The sequence below is a fragment of the Ruegeria sp. D4 genome (assembly GCF_056534475.1).
Window position 1 is genome coordinate 38,720 of record NZ_JBQFPJ010000013.1, and the last position, 16,701, is coordinate 55,420.

Annotated in this window: 21 protein-coding genes and 1 tRNA gene; 10 read left to right on the forward strand and 12 right to left on the reverse strand. The window is 58.9% G+C overall.

The genetic code is table 11. The features are described 5' to 3' along the window. The first annotated feature begins 98 nt into the window (after positions 1–98). Together nrdR and ribD are read left to right on the forward strand one after the other, a co-directional pair. Positions 99–569 carry a transcriptional regulator NrdR gene (gene nrdR, locus ACR0MI_RS16540; RefSeq protein WP_039525240.1) on the forward strand — a complete coding sequence of 157 codons (471 nt, stop codon included), beginning with the start codon at positions 99–101 and terminating at the stop codon, positions 567–569. Continuing rightward, complete coding sequence (gene ribD, locus ACR0MI_RS16545; protein WP_170616609.1) at positions 566–1,666, forward strand: bifunctional diaminohydroxyphosphoribosylaminopyrimidine deaminase/5-amino-6-(5-phosphoribosylamino)uracil reductase RibD; 1,101 nt, start codon at positions 566–568, stop codon at positions 1,664–1,666. The genes nrdR and ribD overlap by 4 nt, the downstream gene beginning before the upstream one ends. Here the strand turns inward: ribD and ACR0MI_RS16550 are convergent. The 3 genes from ACR0MI_RS16550 to ACR0MI_RS16560 form a co-directional block, all read right to left on the reverse strand. Next, positions 1,663–3,669, reverse strand: coding sequence for a capsular polysaccharide export protein, LipB/KpsS family (locus ACR0MI_RS16550; protein ID WP_170616607.1), 2,007 nt, complete (start codon positions 3,667–3,669; stop codon positions 1,663–1,665). The genes ribD and ACR0MI_RS16550 overlap by 4 nt on opposite strands. A gap of 3 nt (positions 3,670–3,672) precedes the next feature. After that, positions 3,673–4,806, reverse strand: coding sequence for a polysaccharide biosynthesis/export family protein (locus ACR0MI_RS16555; RefSeq protein ID WP_170616605.1), 1,134 nt, complete (start codon positions 4,804–4,806; stop codon positions 3,673–3,675). Positions 4,807–4,886: 80 nt separating this feature from the next. Beyond that, a complete protein-coding gene (locus ACR0MI_RS16560) occupies positions 4,887–6,182 on the reverse strand; it encodes a capsular polysaccharide export protein, LipB/KpsS family (protein ID WP_170616603.1) in 1,296 nt (431 codons plus the stop codon). A 141-nt stretch (positions 6,183–6,323) separates the two neighbouring features. On the opposite strand from ACR0MI_RS16560, the gene ACR0MI_RS16565 reads away from it, so the two are divergent. The 5 genes from ACR0MI_RS16565 (at position 6,324) to ACR0MI_RS16585 (ending at position 9,546) form a co-directional block, all read left to right on the forward strand. Beyond that, the gene (locus ACR0MI_RS16565; RefSeq protein ID WP_480854921.1) at positions 6,324–6,911 is read left to right on the forward strand and encodes a riboflavin synthase; all 588 of its coding nucleotides are present in this window, start codon (positions 6,324–6,326) and stop codon (positions 6,909–6,911) included. 115 nt (positions 6,912–7,026) lie between these two features. Continuing rightward, positions 7,027–8,148, forward strand: coding sequence for a 3,4-dihydroxy-2-butanone-4-phosphate synthase (gene ribB / locus ACR0MI_RS16570; RefSeq protein WP_170616597.1), 1,122 nt, complete (start codon positions 7,027–7,029; stop codon positions 8,146–8,148). A 2-nt stretch (positions 8,149–8,150) separates the two neighbouring features. Continuing rightward, positions 8,151–8,702 carry a 6,7-dimethyl-8-ribityllumazine synthase gene (locus ACR0MI_RS16575; protein WP_170616594.1) on the forward strand — a complete coding sequence of 184 codons (552 nt, stop codon included), beginning with the start codon at positions 8,151–8,153 and terminating at the stop codon, positions 8,700–8,702. Then, positions 8,699–9,181 carry a transcription antitermination factor NusB gene (gene nusB / locus ACR0MI_RS16580; protein ID WP_170616592.1) on the forward strand — a complete coding sequence of 161 codons (483 nt, stop codon included), beginning with the start codon at positions 8,699–8,701 and terminating at the stop codon, positions 9,179–9,181. Before ACR0MI_RS16575 ends, nusB begins: the two co-directional genes overlap by 4 nt. 59 nt (positions 9,182–9,240) lie before the next feature. Next, entirely contained in the window at positions 9,241–9,546 is a 306-nt protein-coding gene (locus ACR0MI_RS16585) for a hypothetical protein (protein WP_170616590.1), read from the forward strand. 215 nt (positions 9,547–9,761) lie between these two features. Here ACR0MI_RS16585 and ACR0MI_RS16590 read toward each other — a convergent pair whose 3' ends face one another. Together ACR0MI_RS16590 and ACR0MI_RS16595 are read right to left on the reverse strand one after the other, a co-directional pair. Further along, complete coding sequence (locus tag ACR0MI_RS16590; protein WP_170616588.1) at positions 9,762–10,187, reverse strand: SRPBCC family protein; 426 nt, start codon at positions 10,185–10,187, stop codon at positions 9,762–9,764. Further along, positions 10,184–10,504: a metalloregulator ArsR/SmtB family transcription factor gene (locus ACR0MI_RS16595; RefSeq protein WP_170616585.1), complete on the reverse strand. Its 321-nt coding sequence runs from the start codon at positions 10,502–10,504 to the stop codon at positions 10,184–10,186. Before ACR0MI_RS16595 ends, ACR0MI_RS16590 begins: the two co-directional genes overlap by 4 nt. A 113-nt stretch (positions 10,505–10,617) precedes the next feature. On the opposite strand from ACR0MI_RS16595, the gene ACR0MI_RS16600 reads away from it, so the two are divergent. Then, a complete protein-coding gene (locus tag ACR0MI_RS16600) occupies positions 10,618–11,049 on the forward strand; it encodes an MmcB family DNA repair protein (protein ID WP_170619748.1) in 432 nt (143 codons plus the stop codon). Positions 11,050–11,053: 4 nt separating this feature from the next. Here the strand turns inward: ACR0MI_RS16600 and ACR0MI_RS16605 are convergent, their stop codons facing one another. Next, entirely contained in the window at positions 11,054–11,242 is a 189-nt protein-coding gene (locus ACR0MI_RS16605) for a DUF6324 family protein (protein ID WP_170616580.1), read from the reverse strand. Positions 11,243–11,319: 77 nt separating this feature from the next. Here ACR0MI_RS16605 and ACR0MI_RS16610 point away from each other — a divergent pair, with 77 nt between their 5' ends. Together ACR0MI_RS16610 and ACR0MI_RS16615 are read left to right on the forward strand one after the other, a co-directional pair. Then, positions 11,320–11,802: a GNAT family N-acetyltransferase gene (locus tag ACR0MI_RS16610; RefSeq protein ID WP_170616578.1), complete on the forward strand. Its 483-nt coding sequence runs from the start codon at positions 11,320–11,322 to the stop codon at positions 11,800–11,802. 47 nt (positions 11,803–11,849) lie between these two features. After that, positions 11,850–11,926, forward strand: a tRNA-His gene (locus tag ACR0MI_RS16615). Positions 11,927–12,039: 113 nt separating this feature from the next. On the opposite strand, the gene ACR0MI_RS16620 is transcribed toward ACR0MI_RS16615, so the two are convergent. The 6 genes from ACR0MI_RS16620 to ACR0MI_RS16645 all read right to left on the reverse strand — a co-directional run bounded on the left by ACR0MI_RS16620 (position 12,040) and on the right by ACR0MI_RS16645 (position 16,684). Next, positions 12,040–12,846: an ABC transporter permease subunit gene (locus tag ACR0MI_RS16620; protein ID WP_170616575.1), complete on the reverse strand. Its 807-nt coding sequence runs from the start codon at positions 12,844–12,846 to the stop codon at positions 12,040–12,042. Further along, entirely contained in the window at positions 12,843–13,730 is an 888-nt protein-coding gene (locus tag ACR0MI_RS16625) for an ABC transporter permease subunit (RefSeq protein ID WP_170616573.1), read from the reverse strand. Before ACR0MI_RS16625 ends, ACR0MI_RS16620 begins: the two co-directional genes overlap by 4 nt. An 82-nt stretch (positions 13,731–13,812) precedes the next feature. Next, the gene (locus ACR0MI_RS16630; protein WP_170616571.1) at positions 13,813–14,562 is read right to left on the reverse strand and encodes a transporter substrate-binding domain-containing protein; all 750 of its coding nucleotides are present in this window, start codon (positions 14,560–14,562) and stop codon (positions 13,813–13,815) included. 33 nt (positions 14,563–14,595) lie between these two features. Continuing rightward, positions 14,596–15,372: an ATP-binding cassette domain-containing protein gene (locus ACR0MI_RS16635; protein WP_170616569.1), complete on the reverse strand. Its 777-nt coding sequence runs from the start codon at positions 15,370–15,372 to the stop codon at positions 14,596–14,598. A gap of 125 nt (positions 15,373–15,497) precedes the next feature. Continuing rightward, entirely contained in the window at positions 15,498–16,250 is a 753-nt protein-coding gene (locus tag ACR0MI_RS16640) for a PhnD/SsuA/transferrin family substrate-binding protein (protein WP_170817287.1), read from the reverse strand. Then, complete coding sequence (locus tag ACR0MI_RS16645; RefSeq protein WP_170616564.1) at positions 16,247–16,684, reverse strand: tellurite resistance TerB family protein; 438 nt, start codon at positions 16,682–16,684, stop codon at positions 16,247–16,249. The genes ACR0MI_RS16640 and ACR0MI_RS16645 overlap by 4 nt, the downstream gene beginning before the upstream one ends. Positions 16,685–16,701 lie beyond the last annotated feature (17 nt).

The window sequence follows — 16,701 nt, forward strand, 5'->3', positions numbered from 1 at the left end:
TTCCGACTACCCAAACCCTAGCGGCTGCCCTATAGTTGTGGATAAGTAAGCCGCAGCGCTTACAAAAAGAGGCGGAACAAGGGACGAGGAGACGGCGGATGCGCTGCCCGTTTTGCGGAAATATCGATACTCAGGTCAAGGATTCACGCCCGGCAGAGGATCACGTCGCGATCCGCAGGCGGCGGTTCTGTCCGGCCTGTGGCGGACGCTTTACCACCTATGAACGGGTGCAGTTGCGCGATCTTGTGGTGATCAAGACCAACGGCAAGCGCGAGGATTTTGACCGGGATAAACTGGAGCGTTCGATCCGGATCTCGATGCAGAAACGCCCCATCGATCCGGACAGGATCGATCAGATGATCTCGGGTATCGTGCGGCGCCTGGAAAGCATGGGCGACACGGATATCCCGTCCAACAAAATCGGTGAAATCGTCATGGAAGCGCTGGCCCGGATTGATACGGTGGCGTATGTTCGCTTTGCGAGCGTTTACAAGAATTTCCAGGCGGCCGATGATTTCGAGGAGTTTGTCCACGAACTGCGCCCGCCGCAGCCTTCGACGGACGAGTGAGCGAAACAGATAAGCGATATATGGCGCTGGCTTTATCCTTGGGTCAGCGCGGGCAAGGCACGTGTTGGCCCAACCCTTCCGTAGGGTGTGTCATCGTGCGTGATGGCCGGATCGTCGGTCGCGGGTGGACGCAGCCGGGCGGGCGCCCTCATGCCGAGACCGAAGCTCTGAAACAGGCCGGAGATGCCGCGCATGGCGCAACCGCCTATGTTTCGCTAGAACCTTGTGCCCATCATGGCAAAACACCTCCTTGCGCGCAGGCCCTGATTGACGCCGGCGTGGGGCGGGTCGTTTCAGCCATCGAAGACAGCGACCCGCGTGTGGCCGGGCAGGGCCTGGCCATGCTGCGTGAGGCCGGTATCAAAGTGACAACCGGCGTGCTGGATGAACATGCGGCCAAGGCCCATGCGGGTTTTTTTCTGAAGACCGAACAGGGCCGCCCATTTGTAACTTTGAAACTGGCCAGCAGTTTTGACGGGCGGATTGCAACGTCCAGCGGTCATAGCCAGTGGATTACTGGACCCGAAGCGCGGCGTCTGGTCCACGCCATGCGGGCGCATCACGACGCGGTACTGATCGGCGCGGGCACCGCGCGTGCGGATGACCCATCCCTGACAGTGCGTGATCTGGGCATTGCGTCACAGCCGGTTCGGGTCGTTGTATCGCGCCATCTGGACCTGCCGCTGATGGGGCAGCTTGCGCGCACAGCCTCTGACGTTCCTGTCTGGATATGTCACGGCCCGCATCCGGATCCGGATCGTGCCAATGCCTGGCAGGGCATGGGTGCGCGCCTGATCCCGTGTGCATTGCAGGAACACCACATTGATCCGGCGGACCTGTTGCAGCAGCTTGGACATGCCGGCCTGACACGTATCTTTTGCGAAGGCGGTTCCGCTCTGGCCGCATCGTTACTGGCGGCGGATCTGGTCGATGAACTGGTCGGGTTCAGTGCCGGGCTGACCATCGGTGCGGAAGGCCTGTCTGCGATTGGGGCGCTGGGTCTTGATAAACTGAACGAAGCGCCCCGGTTCGACCTGATCGAAACACGCGCTGTTGGCGGTGATATTTTGCATCGCTGGTCGCGGGCCTTGCGCTAGCGCCCGCGCCACAGGTGAGCATGGGTTGCGAATGCACCCTGAAGCTTTGACAGCAGACGATTCAAAGGCCCGTGTGGAGCATCATACCCCTCGGCCAGTCGTTGCAGTACGACCTCAACCGGGCAGGGCAGGCCTGTTTTCGGATCCAGATAGCGGGGGTAGTCGATAAGGACCGCATGAACCAGACCCGACAGGCTGGGTCGCGCGCCTCGCCGGGCGGGAACTGTACCCAGATCCTGCGTCAAACCCCATCCAGCATAGAATGGCGCGCCAAGCGTTGTCACCGGGACACCACGCAAAAGGGCCTCGAACCCCATGAGTGACGTCATGGTCCAGACCTCATGTACCTGTGGCAACAGAATGCCCGGGTTTGTGTGCGGAACAATGATATCTGCCAGACCTTCGGCTTCGATTGCGCCTTCCCGAAGACCCGCCTCGACATCTGGATGAGGTTTGTAGATCAGGATCGCGTCCGGGTTTGCTTCACGCGCAGCCCTTAGCAGGTCCAAATTCGAGCGCACGGTTCCACAGCCCAGCAGGATGGAGGCGTCGTCCTTGACCTGACCCGGGATCAGGATGCGGTGCCCGACCGGCAATTCGGGCGGGTGGGTGCCGGTATTGTATTTGCTCAGACTGTTCGAGATGATTTGGGTAACCAGCCGCTCGGCCCGGAGCGCCTGATCGGGTCGCAGGTTTTCCCGGGCCGTGATCAGGTTTTCCAGTTGGCTGGGGCGCGTCGGGTCATGGTAAATTCCCAGATCGTCCGTCACCAGCGACAGCGGAGGCACAAGATTGGCGCCCAGCCCCCGTGATCGTAAAAACCCGTCTTCAACCCTGGTAACGCCGTCCAGATCCCGCGCCTGATTGGCCCACACCATATGAGGCCGTTGCGAAGCGCCAGGAGGATCGGCAGTGAAACGAATTTTGCGCTGTCGGCCGAACATCCGCTGCAAGTGCGGTCGTTTCCACAGTCGCATGCCCGATGCGGTCCAGCCGCCATGATCCTGCCGCCAGGCGCGTGACTGCGCCTCGAGCGTGTTTAACAGGGTCTCAAGCTCGCACAACTGGTCGCGGTACGGATCGTACCATGTTGGATAAAGCAGCATCGCAGCGGCGAACAATTGCGCGCGGGTCAGGTTTCTCTGGCGTCTTGCAAGAGGTGTTTCATCCTGAGTGAGCCCCCATCCGGCGTAGAAGGGCTGCCCGAACACCCGGGGCTTGTGGCCGGCGAGAATGGCTTCGAACCCCAGTTGTGAAGACAGTGTGTAGACACCAATCGCGCCTTCCAGCAGGGTCCAGGGGCTGACCGGATCATTGAAAAACCGCACCCTGCCAGACAGGTCCTGATCGGTAAAGTGGCCGGGCCGGTGCCCTGACTGCGTTTCCGGATGTGTCTTTATCAGGATTTCGGCACCCGGGTTTTCCTCTTGCGCGATGACCAGCATCTCGCGGAAGCGGGCCGTGTCCCCCTTGCTGGCAGTTACGGCGGCGTCGCCCATGGTCTGGTCGACAACCAGAACATAGCCGGGGTCCGGGGCTTGGACGTCTGGATCAAAGGCTGAATACTTGCTCAGGTGCAGTTCCTGCATTCGCGCCATCGCGCCGCGCGCACGGTCCAGCAGGGCCGTGTCGTCCAGCGGATGTCTGGCCAGCAGGGTTTCCAGATCCGACGGTTGATCAGGGTCGAAGTGCAGACCTGAACGGTCCAGCAGCAAACCCAGCGGCGGTTCGCCTGAGCGCCCCGGGTGCAAGGACCGAAGAAAGGCATCCTCGACCCGCAATGCCGGTGTCTGGTGCTTCGACGCGATCTTCAGCCCGCGATGCGCGGTTGGGCTGTTGCCCCAGACACCAACCAGATCACCGGGCTTCGGCAGGCCCAGACGAATATCAAACCCGGCCAGAGACAGTATCCGCCAGATGCGCCGTGATGTGAGAAACCCGCCGTTGTAGGCAAACAGCCGGGTGCGTTCAGCCCCGGCTGCGGTGTCCTCTTGCGGCAACATACATCAGTAGCCGGTCAGTGTTGCGACATTGGCGATCGGGGTCAGGCCACCCGCAATCAACGAAATAGACTTACTCCATTGCGCATAGGGCGCTTCGGTCACGTAAATCGTGTCATCGTCGCGGATCACGAAGTCCCGCGCAATGAACAGGCCGTTCGGAGCCGTCAGATTAAGCAGATAGATCAACCTTTGATCCCCTTGCAGATCTGCCCGGCCCATCACATTGCGCGCCACATCCTGACGTTCTTTGCGAAGAACGAAGATGCCGGTAGGGTCCGACGACAGCGACTGAAGACCGCCAACCTGCGCCAGGGCTTCCAGCGCGGACAGGTCCTGACTGTCAAATGCAACGCGGGATTGCCCTCCGGTTGCACCCAGCGCGATATAGGAGCGGCTGTCTTCTTCAACCAGAATGCGGTCGCCACCGCGCAGGGCGACGTCCAGCTTGGGGTTGCGGAACAGATCATCGTACCAGATTGTCCCGCGCTGATCGCCACGGATCAGCGTGACTAGCGCAATGTCGGACGAGACAGTGACGCCGCCGGCCTGCGCCAGCATCCCGGACAATGAGCGGGTCGGGCGCTGGATCGCGTAGATCCCCGGTGCGCCAATGGTTCCGGTCAGGGACACGGTCGAGCCGTCACCGGCAGCACGACGAACTTCGACCTGCGGATCCGGGGTCTGGTCCTGCAGTTTGCTGGTGATCAGGGTGCGCAACTCTTCCGGTGTGTTGCCGGCAGCCCGCAAACGACCGGCATAGGGAACAAAGATGAAGCCTTCGCTGTCGACCTGAACTTCGTCGAGTGTCGTGGCCGGTCCCGTCTCGCTGGCCAACAAGCCGTCATCCACGTTTTCCCAGATTGTCAGCCCCAGAACATCGCCGGGGCGAACGGTGTCTGCGGTCAGGTTCGGGGCAGTGCTGAAGGCGGCAGAGAAGCCGTATTGGGGCACGGCAGATGTTGCCTTGGCAACGCGGTCATCCACTTCCACGACAAATGCATTCCCGCCATTCTGCACAGAACCTGCAAGGATTTCAGATTTGTTCGGGCCGGATTTAGGAAGCTGGCACGCAGCCAGAAAGCCGCAAGCCGCCACGAGAGTTACCCCCCGTATCCACCGGATTGGAAAGCGCTTCACTGCCGATATACCTCAATTATCTTTCTTTCTGCGCAGGCTACCCGCAATGTGGTGTGACTTCCAGAAACAACCGTCCAGATTCACTGAACGATTCTCAACTGTGGCGTCAGCGCCGCTTTGCCTGACAGAACTGTTTGATATGGATCTTGCGGCCGCAACATCATGTCGACAGCCCGTCGCAACAATTGCCGCCGCCCCCGGCGTGAATAGAACCCACCGGGCACCTGGCTGGTTTCCAGAAGAAACCGGCGATAGATCCGATAGGCGCCGCTGTCAGGGGCGACCGGGTTCGCGAAGAAAGCAGTCAGGGCCTGCCCGGACACGAATTCGGGTTTGTCATAGACGGACTTGCCGAAAATTCGCAGGGGAATGCCGCGCCATAACACTTGCTGGCCGGCGGTCGAATTGATCGTGACCGCAGAATTCGCATCATCCAGAAGTCCGGCAAGCTTGCCACCAGGAACATAGTAGACGCGATCGTCAATCCCGTACCGGGCCGACAGTTCACGTACGCGTCGCCGCAATGGTTCGCGATGATTTTCCAGCGGATGTTCCTTGATCACCAGCCGATGATGTCTTGGCGCGCCCTTTGCGAAACCTTCGAGAATTTGATCCAGAAAATCGCTCATGCAGGAATACCCGGAATGCGCCTGAACCGAGCTGTCATGACCCAGTTGCAGCAGGACCATGTGATAGGGGTGACCGCCCAGCCGAACGCGGGTCGTTGCCCAGATCCGCTGTAGCCGGTGAAATGGCATAAGGGACAAACGCTTGAAGTACAGTCGAAACTCCTTCGATACCGGCAGGTCCCGATGAGGTCTGAAATTGCGATAGCGGCGGTTCAGGAAGAGTACAAACCAGTGATACAGGGCACCGTAAAAGATATGTTGCCTCATATCGCCCCAATGGGACGGTGGTGGTGATTGCGTATCTGACTGGGCCAGGGCCTGCTGCATCTGGTCAACGTTCAGGTCCATCAGCCGGGAATTTCCGTTCGAGCCCGTGCGTTCATATGTGACCCACCAGGGGCGCAGATAGCCTTCTTCGAACACGTGGACGGTGATGCCCCTTTCCCTTGCGATTTCGACTGCCTGAGCATGGATCGGACGCGTGTCGCCATAGAGTACGATGTCTGTGATATCGAGGTCGTTGATCAACCGGGTCAGGGTTTCCGGCCAATGCTCTGGTTTGTCCAGGAACGGAATGTAGGTTGAGCGATCGAACCAGAACGCGTGGTCGCCGGCATTGAAGCCGACGCGCCAGACCTGCGCGCCGGATGCGCGCAACATGCGCCCAAGGGCGTTGAAAAACGGGCCATGAGGTCCCTGCAGAAACAGGAACACACGGCGATCCGGGGCATGGGGCAGGTGGGTCATCGGGACTGCTGTATTCGTATTAATTGTCAAAACTATGCCCGTTTGGCGATTTCCCGGCAAGCCGGGGCTTGCCCGGGAAGCCGCTTGGGCTTACCTCGGCTGTGGAAGCGAGACACAGGTTAGGAACTGAGGGTTAACAGAATGTTCACAGGGATCGTCACCGATGTTGGCACTGTCACCGAGCTGCAACAGCAAGGCGATCTGCGGGCCCGGATCAGCACCGGCTATGATACTGCGGGCATCGATCTTGGCGCTTCGATTGCCAGCGACGGGGTCTGCCTGACCGTTATCGCGCTGGGCGACGACTGGTACGATGTCCAGATCAGTGCTGAAACCGTGTCAAAAACCAACCTCGACGCCTGGCAGGTTGGCAAGCGTGTCAACCTTGAACGCGCCTTGAAGGTTGGAGACGAACTGGGCGGGCATATCGTCTCGGGCCACGTGGACGGGGTCGCTGAGGTGGTTGGCATTGAAGACGAGGGCGACAGCACCCGTGTCACACTGCGCGCACCCGAGCATTTGGCCAAGTTCATTGCGCCCAAGGGATCGGTTGCCCTGAACGGCACCTCGCTGACTGTCAACGCGGTGGAAGGTTGCGACTTTGGGATCAACTTCATCCCGCACACCAAGGAGGTCACGACCTGGGGTGATGTTCAAATGGGCGACCGCGTCAATCTTGAGATCGACACGTTGGCCAGATATGTTGCGCGGCTGGCGGAAATGTCCTGAACTTAAAGGCCGAACAACGCCGCGTTCTGGTCCGCTGACGCCGCATGTGGTCTGGCCTTTGGGCGAATGGTGGTCTATCCAGCCGCTCATACGTGCTCTTGCGAAAGGCTGCCCCATGAGCTTTGAAACCCCCGGTCCGGTCGAGGCCCAGTTGCGTGACGCGATAAGTCCGATCGAGGAAATCATCGATGAGGCGCGCAAAGGCCGGATGTATATCCTGGTCGACCACGAAGATCGCGAGAACGAGGGCGATCTGGTCATCGCCGCCGAATTCGCGGATGCCGAGGCAATCAATTTCATGGCCACCCACGGGCGCGGCCTGATCTGCCTGCCGATGACCGCCGAACGGGTCGACGCGCTGGGCCTGCCGATGATGGCGGTGAACAACTCGTCCCGGCATGAAACCGCCTTCACCGTGTCGATCGAGGCGCGTGAAGGTGTATCAACTGGTATTTCCGCAGCTGACCGCGCACTAACTGTGTCGACCGCAATCAATGAGCAGAACACGATGGCGCAAATCGCCACCCCCGGTCACATCTTCCCGCTGCGGGCCAAGCGGGGCGGGGTGCTGGTGCGTGCCGGTCATACCGAGGCCGCCGTGGACATTTCGCGTCTGGCGGGGCTGAACCCCTCGGGCGTGATCTGCGAGATCATGAAACAGGACGGCACCATGGCGCGCCTGCCCGATCTGGTCGCATTTTCCAAAGAGCACAACATGAAGATCGGTACGATCAGCGATCTGATCGCGTACCGGTCACGCAATGACAACCTGGTGGTCGAAACCTCACGCGAAATGGTGATGTCGGAATATGGCGGCGAGTGGGAGATGCGTCTGTTCACGGACCAGACCCACGGTATTGAACATGTGGTCATGACCAAGGGCGACATTACCACGCCCGAGCCTGTCCTGACCCGAACTCACGCCCTGCACGAAGCGCCGGACATCCTGGGCCTAGGTCCGAAATCGTCGCGGGAACTGCCCCGGGCGATGGAGAAAATCGCCGAGGAAGGGCGTGGGGTCGTGTGCCTGTTCCGCCAGCCGCGCAACTCGCTGTATGCGGCCGAGGACGAAGGCCCGCGCACCATCAAGCAAACCGGTCTGGGCGCGCAGATCCTGTCCAAGATGGGCGTTCAGCAACTGGTGTTGCTGACGGACTCGCCGGAAACCGTTTATCTGGGGCTCGATGCGTTTGGCCTGTCCATCGTCGGCACCCGCTCCATACTCAAGGATGACTGATCGTGGCTGAACAAGACAAACATGGCGTTCTGCCGACGCCGACATTCGATGAACCGGTGAAACTGCTGATCGTGGCCGCGCCTTTTTATCGCGCGATTGCCGACAACCTGATCGCCGGAGCCAAGGCCGAGATCAAAGCGGCAGGTGGCACTTGCGAGGTTGTCGAGGTGCCCGGTGCGCTGGAAATCCCAACCGCCATCGCCATGGCCGATCGTCAGTGCAACTTTGATGGCTATGTCGCGCTGGGCTGCGTTATCCGCGGTGAGACCACTCATTACGAAACGGTATGCAACGATTCCAGCCGGGCCATTCAGCTCATGGGCTTGCAGGGCTTGTGCATCGGTAACGGTATCCTGACTGTCGAGAATGACGATCAGGCAGAAGTCCGCGCAAACCCTGAAAAGATGAATAAAGGTGGCGGAGCGGCCGCTGCGGCCTTGCATCTGATCGCGCTCAGCCGTAAGTGGGGCTCTTCCAAAAAGGGCGTCGGCTTCAAGCCGCCGTCCGAGTCCATCCTTGTGGCGGGCGACAGCAACGGACCCACGACAGCATGACCCAGACAGACGCGCCGAAACCGGCCAACCAGAAACGCTTGATGAAATCCGCCGCCCGGCTTTACGCTGTGCAGGCGTTGTTCCAGATGGAGCAGTCGGGACAAACGACCGAACAGGTTGTTAATGAGTTTCTGGATCACCGGTTTGGCGCAGTTTACGAGGGCGAAGAAATGCTGGATGGCGACATCAGCGTTTTTCGAAAGCTCGTGGATGATGCCGTGAACTATCAGGCGCCGATCGACCAGATGACCGATCGCGCATTGGTCGCGAAATGGCCCATCGCGCGCATCGACCCAACTTTGCGTGCAACCTTCCGCGCCGCAGGCGCCGAACTGACCCAAAGCGACACGCCGCCCAAAGTGGTAATCACCGAATTCGTCGATGTAGCACGGGCCTTTTTCCCGGAAGGCAAGGAGCCGAAATTCGTGAACGCCGTTCTGGATCACATGGCGCGTGAGGCCAAGCCCGAGGCGTTCTGACGCCTTTACCGGCGACCGACAAGCGCTAGACTGAATGTCAGAGCGCAAGGAGGCCCGCCATGCCCAAACTGATACGGTTGTACATCACTCAGGTTGCCTGGGGATTTGTCATCTCGGCGGCTTTCGTTACGGTGCTTTTGGTTTTCAACGTCGCCAATCTGCGCAATCTGATCACCGGGTCGGAACTTGGCCTGATTGCATTGCTGATGATCTGGTTCATGAATGGAATCGTTTTTGCCGGGGTGCAATTTGCCTATGCCGTCATGAGCATGGCGGAAAAGCCGCAGGGGCCACGCCGGGGAACCCCGGTTGTCCACAAATTTGAACCCGCCTTGGTGAAGCAGGAAACTGGCGCAGAGCGCTGATTTTTTAGCGGAAAATGTGGCGGGACCACCAGTCAACCGTGCGGTGTGATTCCCGAGGACCTGTATGTACAGGTGGGCGCCGGGTAATCAGGCCAGGACCTGAACAGAGCCAGCCCCCTCGGAATTGCTTAAGGCCACCAGAATGCTACCAGTCACAAGAAGGGCAGAACCCGCCACGCGCCTAAGTAGGGGTTGCAGCGGGTTTGCACAAGGGGTCAGGCATCAACTGTTTCGTGCAATGCGGTGCGCATCTTGCCGAAATGTTCATCCCAACCGTTATCCAGCGCCAGGATCAGGCCGTAGGCCTCGGCGCCCTGTGGCAGGCCTTCGTGCAGCAGGCCAAGCTTCGTGCCCCCGGCAACGGGTTCCAGGGTCCATTTTACTATACTGACGGCGTCTCCCATCGGCTTCACGGTGAACGTGTATTCAAGGTATTCGAAAGGGCGTGCCTTTTTGACTTCACCCCAGATCAGCAGATCGCCGCTGGTGGTTCCAAACATCTCCAGCTTGCCGCCCTCGGTCAGGGGGTGTTTGGGTTTGTGAAACCACTCTGCCAAGCGGTCAGGATCTGTCAGATAGGCCCAAACCGTTTCAGGTTCGGCACGCAGGAAGATTGTCTTTTGCAAAACAGCATTGGTCATTTCTTTTTCCCTTCAATAGCTTCCTTCAGATTGTTCAGACGGTCATCCCAGAACTGATCAAAATAGCTGAACCAGTCCAGAACGGGTGCCATGCCTTGGGGTTCCAGGCGGTTGATGCGCTCTCGCCCGCGCGCCTCGACCGTAATCAGACCGCCATCGGACAGAACGGTCAGGTGTTTCTTGACGGCAGCTCGGGTCATGTCGAACCGGTCCGTCAACTGGCCTATCGTCAGATCCTCCGATGCCAGCATTCTTACAATGTCTCTGCGGGTAGGGTCGGCCAGCGCCCGGAATGCAAATTGTGTTTGTGTGTTCATTGGTCACCTCAAAGAGATACCGATTGGTATCACGTTTTTATGATACTGAATGGTATCATGTCAACATGTTTGAGGGGCTTGATATTTGTTCATGAATTGTTCACATATTTTGAATGACACTGGAAATGCAGCCCGGCCAGAAACTGGCCCGCGGGGTTTCACGCCACCTTCTGACCCACGGGTATGTTTCAATTGAAGAATTTGTTCCCGCGCGTGGATTGCGTGTGGACGTGATGGGGCTTGGCCCCAAGGGCGAGCTTTGGGTTGTTGAATGCAAATCCAGTTGGGTGGACTATCAGTCGGATTCCAAGTGGCACGGCTATCTGGAGTGGTGCGACCGCTTCTTTTGGGCCGTCGATACCGAATTCCCGACCGAGATGCTGCCGCCGGAAACCGGCCTGATCATTGCCGATGCCTATGATGCAGAAATCGTCCGAATGGCGCCAGAGGACAAGGTTGCCCCGGCGCGGAGAAAAAAGATGATCCAGAAATTTGCCATGGACAGCGCCCGCAGGCTGCACGCTTTTCGCGACCCCAGGCTGTAAAGGCTCAGCCCTGAACCGCGCGGGCAGCCTGTGCTGCGGCCAGAATTTCTTCCGCGATTTCTTCAGCTTCTTCCGGGTCAAAATCCATCGGAATCTCGACGCCATCGGCTTCGATGAACAGGCGGACCATGCCGTGATCGGTCGGACCGATCTGCAGGTTAGCCTGAATGTCGCGTTCGGTATTGATGCCCATAAGTGCCTCCGGGACTGAGCATTCGTGCTAGCGCGCAAAGGGTTGAGAATCAAGTCGCCTTTGCGGTCAGATGGCTTATGAAAGATGCGCTTATCAGACCGTTTCGTTCCGACGACGCATCGTGGCTGGTTGACCAACACGACCGTCTCTACACGCGCGACGAAGGCTTTGACCACACATTTGCACCGCTTGTTGCCGGTATTCTGGACGCATTTACCGCATCGCATGATCCGGCCAGGGAACGCGGCTGGATTGTTGAACAGGCGGGCGAAAGGCTGGGAAGTATTTTCTGCGTGTCGCTGGACCGTGACACGGCAAAGCTGCGGCTGTTTCTGCTTGTGCCGCAAGCAAGAGGGCAGGGGCTGGGCAAACGGCTACTGGACACCTGCATGAGCTTTGCGCGCACTGCCGGTTACAAGGAAATGGTCTTATGGACGCATGAAAGCCACAAGGCCGCGTGCGCGCTTTACAAGGCGCACGGTTGGCAACTGACGGGCAGCAAACCGGTGCATTCATTCGGCGTCGATCTGGTTGAACAAAGCTGGAGAATTCAGCTTTAATCCTCTTGCAATCCCGCTGCGCGTTCGGTACATCGCCCCTCACGAGTGCCGCCTTAGCTCAGTTGGTTAGAGCGCTGGATTGTGGATCCAGAGGTCCCCTGTTCAAGCCAGGGAGGCGGTACCACTTCTCCCTATTTTCTCAGGTACGGATTTTCGCAACCTAACCCGCATCGGGCTAGGGCCAATAGACGTTCGGGCCTAGTTGTCCAGACCCGGTCATTGATTCAAAAGCGTTTGTTAACGCGCCAGATTCAGGCGAAGCCGCATTTTGGACCGTTTGGCCTGCGGCAGGTGCCGGTTCAGGTGCTTGTTCACCCTGCCGAACCCCCAGACGATCACCAGTGTTAGCAGGATGAAATAGAAGGCCAGAATCGGATAGGGAACAAACGGGTTGAACGTTTTGTCCGCAAAATAGCTGGCGTAGTACAACGCGTCTCCGCGTTGTTGCCAGGCCGGGAAGGCCGAGAAGAACACCAGCGTGGTTGCGTGGAACAAAAAGATCGCCTCGTTTGTGTAGGCAGGCCATGCTAGGCGCAGCATCGTAGGCCAGACAACGCGGCGGAAACGGGACCACCCGGTCAGACCGTAGGCGTCGGCCGCCTCGATATCGCCCTTTGGGATCGAGCGCAGGGCGCCATAGAAGATTTCGCCCGTATAGGCGGCCGTGTTCAGGAACAGAACGATCAGCGCCCCAAGCCATGCCGAGGTCAAGGCGTCGAACATGGGGTAGGATTTCTTCAGCGACAGGAAGAAGAAATAGGCAAAGAAGAACTGGATGAACAGCGGCGATCCCCGGAAGATGAAGATGAACCATTCAGACGGTTTGCGCAGCCATTTGTTGGCGGACGACTTGCCGACGGCCAGTGCGGTGGCCAGAAAGAACCCGGTCGCCAGCGCCATCAGGCCGAAATAGACGTTCCAGATCATCCCCGATCCGATCAGGGTGAACTGTTCGCACAAGGTAAAATCGTTGCGCGGCAGCAGGCGCTCGCCGAAGCCGATCGAACGCAGGGCATAGTCCTGGATGGTTTGCAGGCAGCTCATGCGGTGGTCTCCTTGCGCAGCAATTCTCCGCCGGATGTTGCCTGACCGTGCGACAGTCGCCGCATCAGTCGTTCAAGCCCGATTTCGGATACTCGGGTCATGCCCAAATAGAAAAGCAGGAGGAACAGGAAATACCACATGCGCCAGTCACCATGCGGGTATTGCGTGAATTTCGACGTCTTGGTGCCACCCAGCTCACGCGCCCAGTAGACGATATCCTCAATCCCCAGCAGGAACAGCAGGGGCGTGGCTTTGATCAGCACCATCCACAGGTTCGACAATCCGGGCAGGGCATAGACCCACATTTGCGGAACAAGCACGCGCCAGAAGGTCTGACGGCGGGTCATGCCATAGGCCTCGGCGGTCTCAAGCTGGGCGTGCGGCACGGCGCGCATCCCCCCAAACAGAACGTTGGCGGCGAATGCACCGAATACGATCGAGAATGTGATGATGGCCAGAAAGAACCCATAGGTTTCATGCACCCATTCCGGCGAAGTGCCCAACGGCAGCTTGGCGGCCTGACAGACGATGAAATCATTGCCCTGTCGAATCGGATCGGTCCAGTCGGGGCAGAAGACCTTGTGGCGGGTCCATTCGAACGCCTGATCCAGTGCAATCACGAAGAACAGGAAAAACGCGATGTCGGGTACGCCTCGAACGATGGCGATATACCCCTTGCCCAGCCAGCTGAGCGGTGGGAAATGTGACCGGGCGGCCATGGCTCCTGCGAAACCAAAGCTCAGCGCGACAGGGGCGGTGACAGCCAGAAGGGCCAGTACCTTGACGAACGAAAGATAAAACGACCAATGCACGCCATTGGTCAGATAGCAGGAAAACCAGCGGAAAGTGCCGAGCGTGTCGGGATCGGTACAGTAGGAGAACATAAGGCGTCTTTCGAACGTCGGATCCGGCGCGGGGCCAAGACAGGTTCGGCGCCAAGAGGCGCCGAACCATCAGACAGAGTTTTTAGTTGGTAACGACTGAGCCGTCAGCGTTGTATGTCGGAACGCCTTCGCCGAACCACTTGATGATCAACTCGTTCAGGCTGCCATCCGCCTTCATCGAAGTAATGGCTTCGTCGAACTTGCCGCGCAGCTCGCCGTCGGATTCACGGATACCGAGACCGATGCCGCCGCCAAGCGGAACATCGTCGCCGACAAATACCAGTTCACCGCTGGATTCTTCGACGATCGGCACCAGGAAGTCCTTGTCTGCAAATACAGCGTCAGCCTCGCCGTTGCGAACCGCAGCGATGGTTTCTTCAGGGGTTGCAAACTCGACAAGGGTCGCGCCGGATTCGGCCACGTGGCCGGCCTGGATCGTTGCGGTTTGCGCCGCTACGATGCCGCTGCTTACGTCAACACCTTCGGATGCCCCGACATAAGCCGATGCCGCCGGAGGGAAGTAGTTCTGGGTGAAGTCGATAACCTCATCACGCTCATCGGTGATCGACATGCCCGCGATGATGGTGTCGTAGTTGCCCGAAACCAGGTTCGGAATGATCGAATCCCAGTCGTTCTTGACCCATTCGCATTCCAGACCGGCGCGCTTGCACAGTTCATCGCCGACTTCGCGCTCGAACCCGTCGATCTCGCCGGAGTCATTGATGAAGTTATACGGAGGGTAGGCGCCCTCGGTCCCCATGCGGACGGTGTCGGCCATTGCCATGCCTGCGGTCAGCGCCAGTGCTGCAGTGGTCAGAATCAGGTTTTTCATTGGTTACTCCCCATTAGTGATTCTATCGATCAGTTAAGCCGCCTTGGTGGCGGAGAGAAAGCCCCGAAGCCGTTCGGATTCCGGGGTGGTAAAGATATCTTCGGGCAGGCCTTCTTCTTCGATAAGGCCCTGATGAAGAAAGACAACGTGGCTGGAGATGTCAGCAGCCATCTTCATGTCGTGGGTTACGATGATCATGGTGCGGCCCTCGGCGGCCAGATCCTTGATCACCTTGATGACTTCCTGCTCCAATTCGGGGTCCAATGCCGAAGTGGGTTCGTCAAACAGCAGCGCCTCGGGTTCCATGCACAGCCCGCGCGCGATAGCTGCGCGCTGTTGCTGACCGCCCGACAGTTGCGCCGGATAGACGTCACATTTGTCGCCGATACCCACTTTTTCCAGGTATTTGCGCGCGCTGTCTTCAACCTCGGCCTTGTTGCGGCCCAGAACGGTTACGGGTGCTTCCATCACGTTTTGCAGAATGGTCATGTGGGACCAAAGGTTGAACTGCTGGAATACCATCGACAGGTTGGTCCGGATGCGCAGGACCTGTTTGGGGTCTGCGGGCCGGCGATGATGGCTGTCACCACTCCAGCGAACTGGCTCACCCTTGAACAGGATTTCGCCCTCCTGACTGTCTTCCAGGAGGTTGCAGCACCGCAGCAGGGTCGACTTTCCGGAACCGGAGGATCCGATGAGCGATACAACGTCCCCGCGCCTGGCTGTAATATCCACCCCCTTCAGCACCTCCAGATGCCCGAAGCTTTTGTGAAGGTTCTTGATCTCGATAACGGGAGTGGAATCTGTCACGGGTCGTCCAGTTGTTGTGAGTGTTAGTGCGGTAATAGGGCGCAAAATGTTGGGCAATGCAATGCGCAAATAACATGTTCCCATCGGGAAACGACCAAATTGAACAATTCAGCTGTTCAATTTGTTCAGTCGTGCGACCCGAACGCTTGCGGGGCCGGGGGCGTGGAAACCGCCAGGTAGCGCTCGGCCGGGATGTCGACCAAACCGTTGATGTGCAGTGCCTGGCGGTCGGCATCTGACAAACGGTTAATGGCCCTTCTGACGGCCCCGGCGATGCGACCGGCGTCTTGCCCAAGGGCAGTTATGTAGGGCAGCGTCGGTGTCGGTTCCGTTCTTGCGACTTCGCGCAGTTGCGATCCCAGTTCTGTGTGTTCCCTGAGCAGCGTCCAGGTCAGCAGGTCGAGCGAGGCATAGTCGGCCCGTTCGTCCGCGACCGCGTTGGCGGAGCGCGCGTGGCCGCCGGTTTCAAGCAACTCACCCGGGCGCAGGCCCAAAGCGGATAGATGAGTAACAGGTGCGGACCACCCAGATTGGGACAACGCCTCGTTATAGGCGAAGATGCCGGTCGCCAATTCGGACAAAGGGCGTGTGTCATCGGTGCGGGCCACAAACACGGAGCAGTAATAGCCGGTTGGGCAGTCGGGCAGGCCATAATCGGGCGTGCCGACCAGTTGCACTTTTCCGTGCAGGCTTGTGCGGTAGGGCATTCCGCAGGTTTGCGACAAAACCAGATCGGGGTCTTGCCAGACCTCCCAGAAATCCTGGTCTCGGGTCAGGTGCGTCGGGCCGAACCCAAGTTCCGCACGAATCAAGCTCCAGAACCGGTCATTGGCCGCGTAAAGCGCGGGCATGTCGTACATGCCCAGCATCGCCGTCACGATTTGGCAGCCTTTTGTCTGGCTAGCGCGGAGTCCACGTCGCTGACACCCAGAAGACTGACCACTAATCGCAGAAGCGAATCCTCTTCTCCCGAGCGCTGCCCATCGGCAAGAGCCACAGACCACATTGCCTGAACGACGGCCAGCCGGTCGTCATAGGCGACGGCTTCCTTGATGGCGCGGGTAAAGCGCACGGTGTCGGGTGCCTCGCTTTCAAGGTCTTCCGCGCGGGCACGAAGACCGGCGGCCTCGAAAGGGGACAGGCCGTAGCGTTCCGCCGAAATCCGGTCGATCCGCGCCATTTCAGAGTCTGCATAGTCGTTGTCGGACCGCGCGATACGAACCAGCAAGGCGGTCAGCGCCAATCGGGCATCGTCTTCGGCAAGCGGGTCGGGCTGAGGCTGGGAAAGCCGTGACAGAAAATCCTTGAACATGAGAGAGATATAGATCC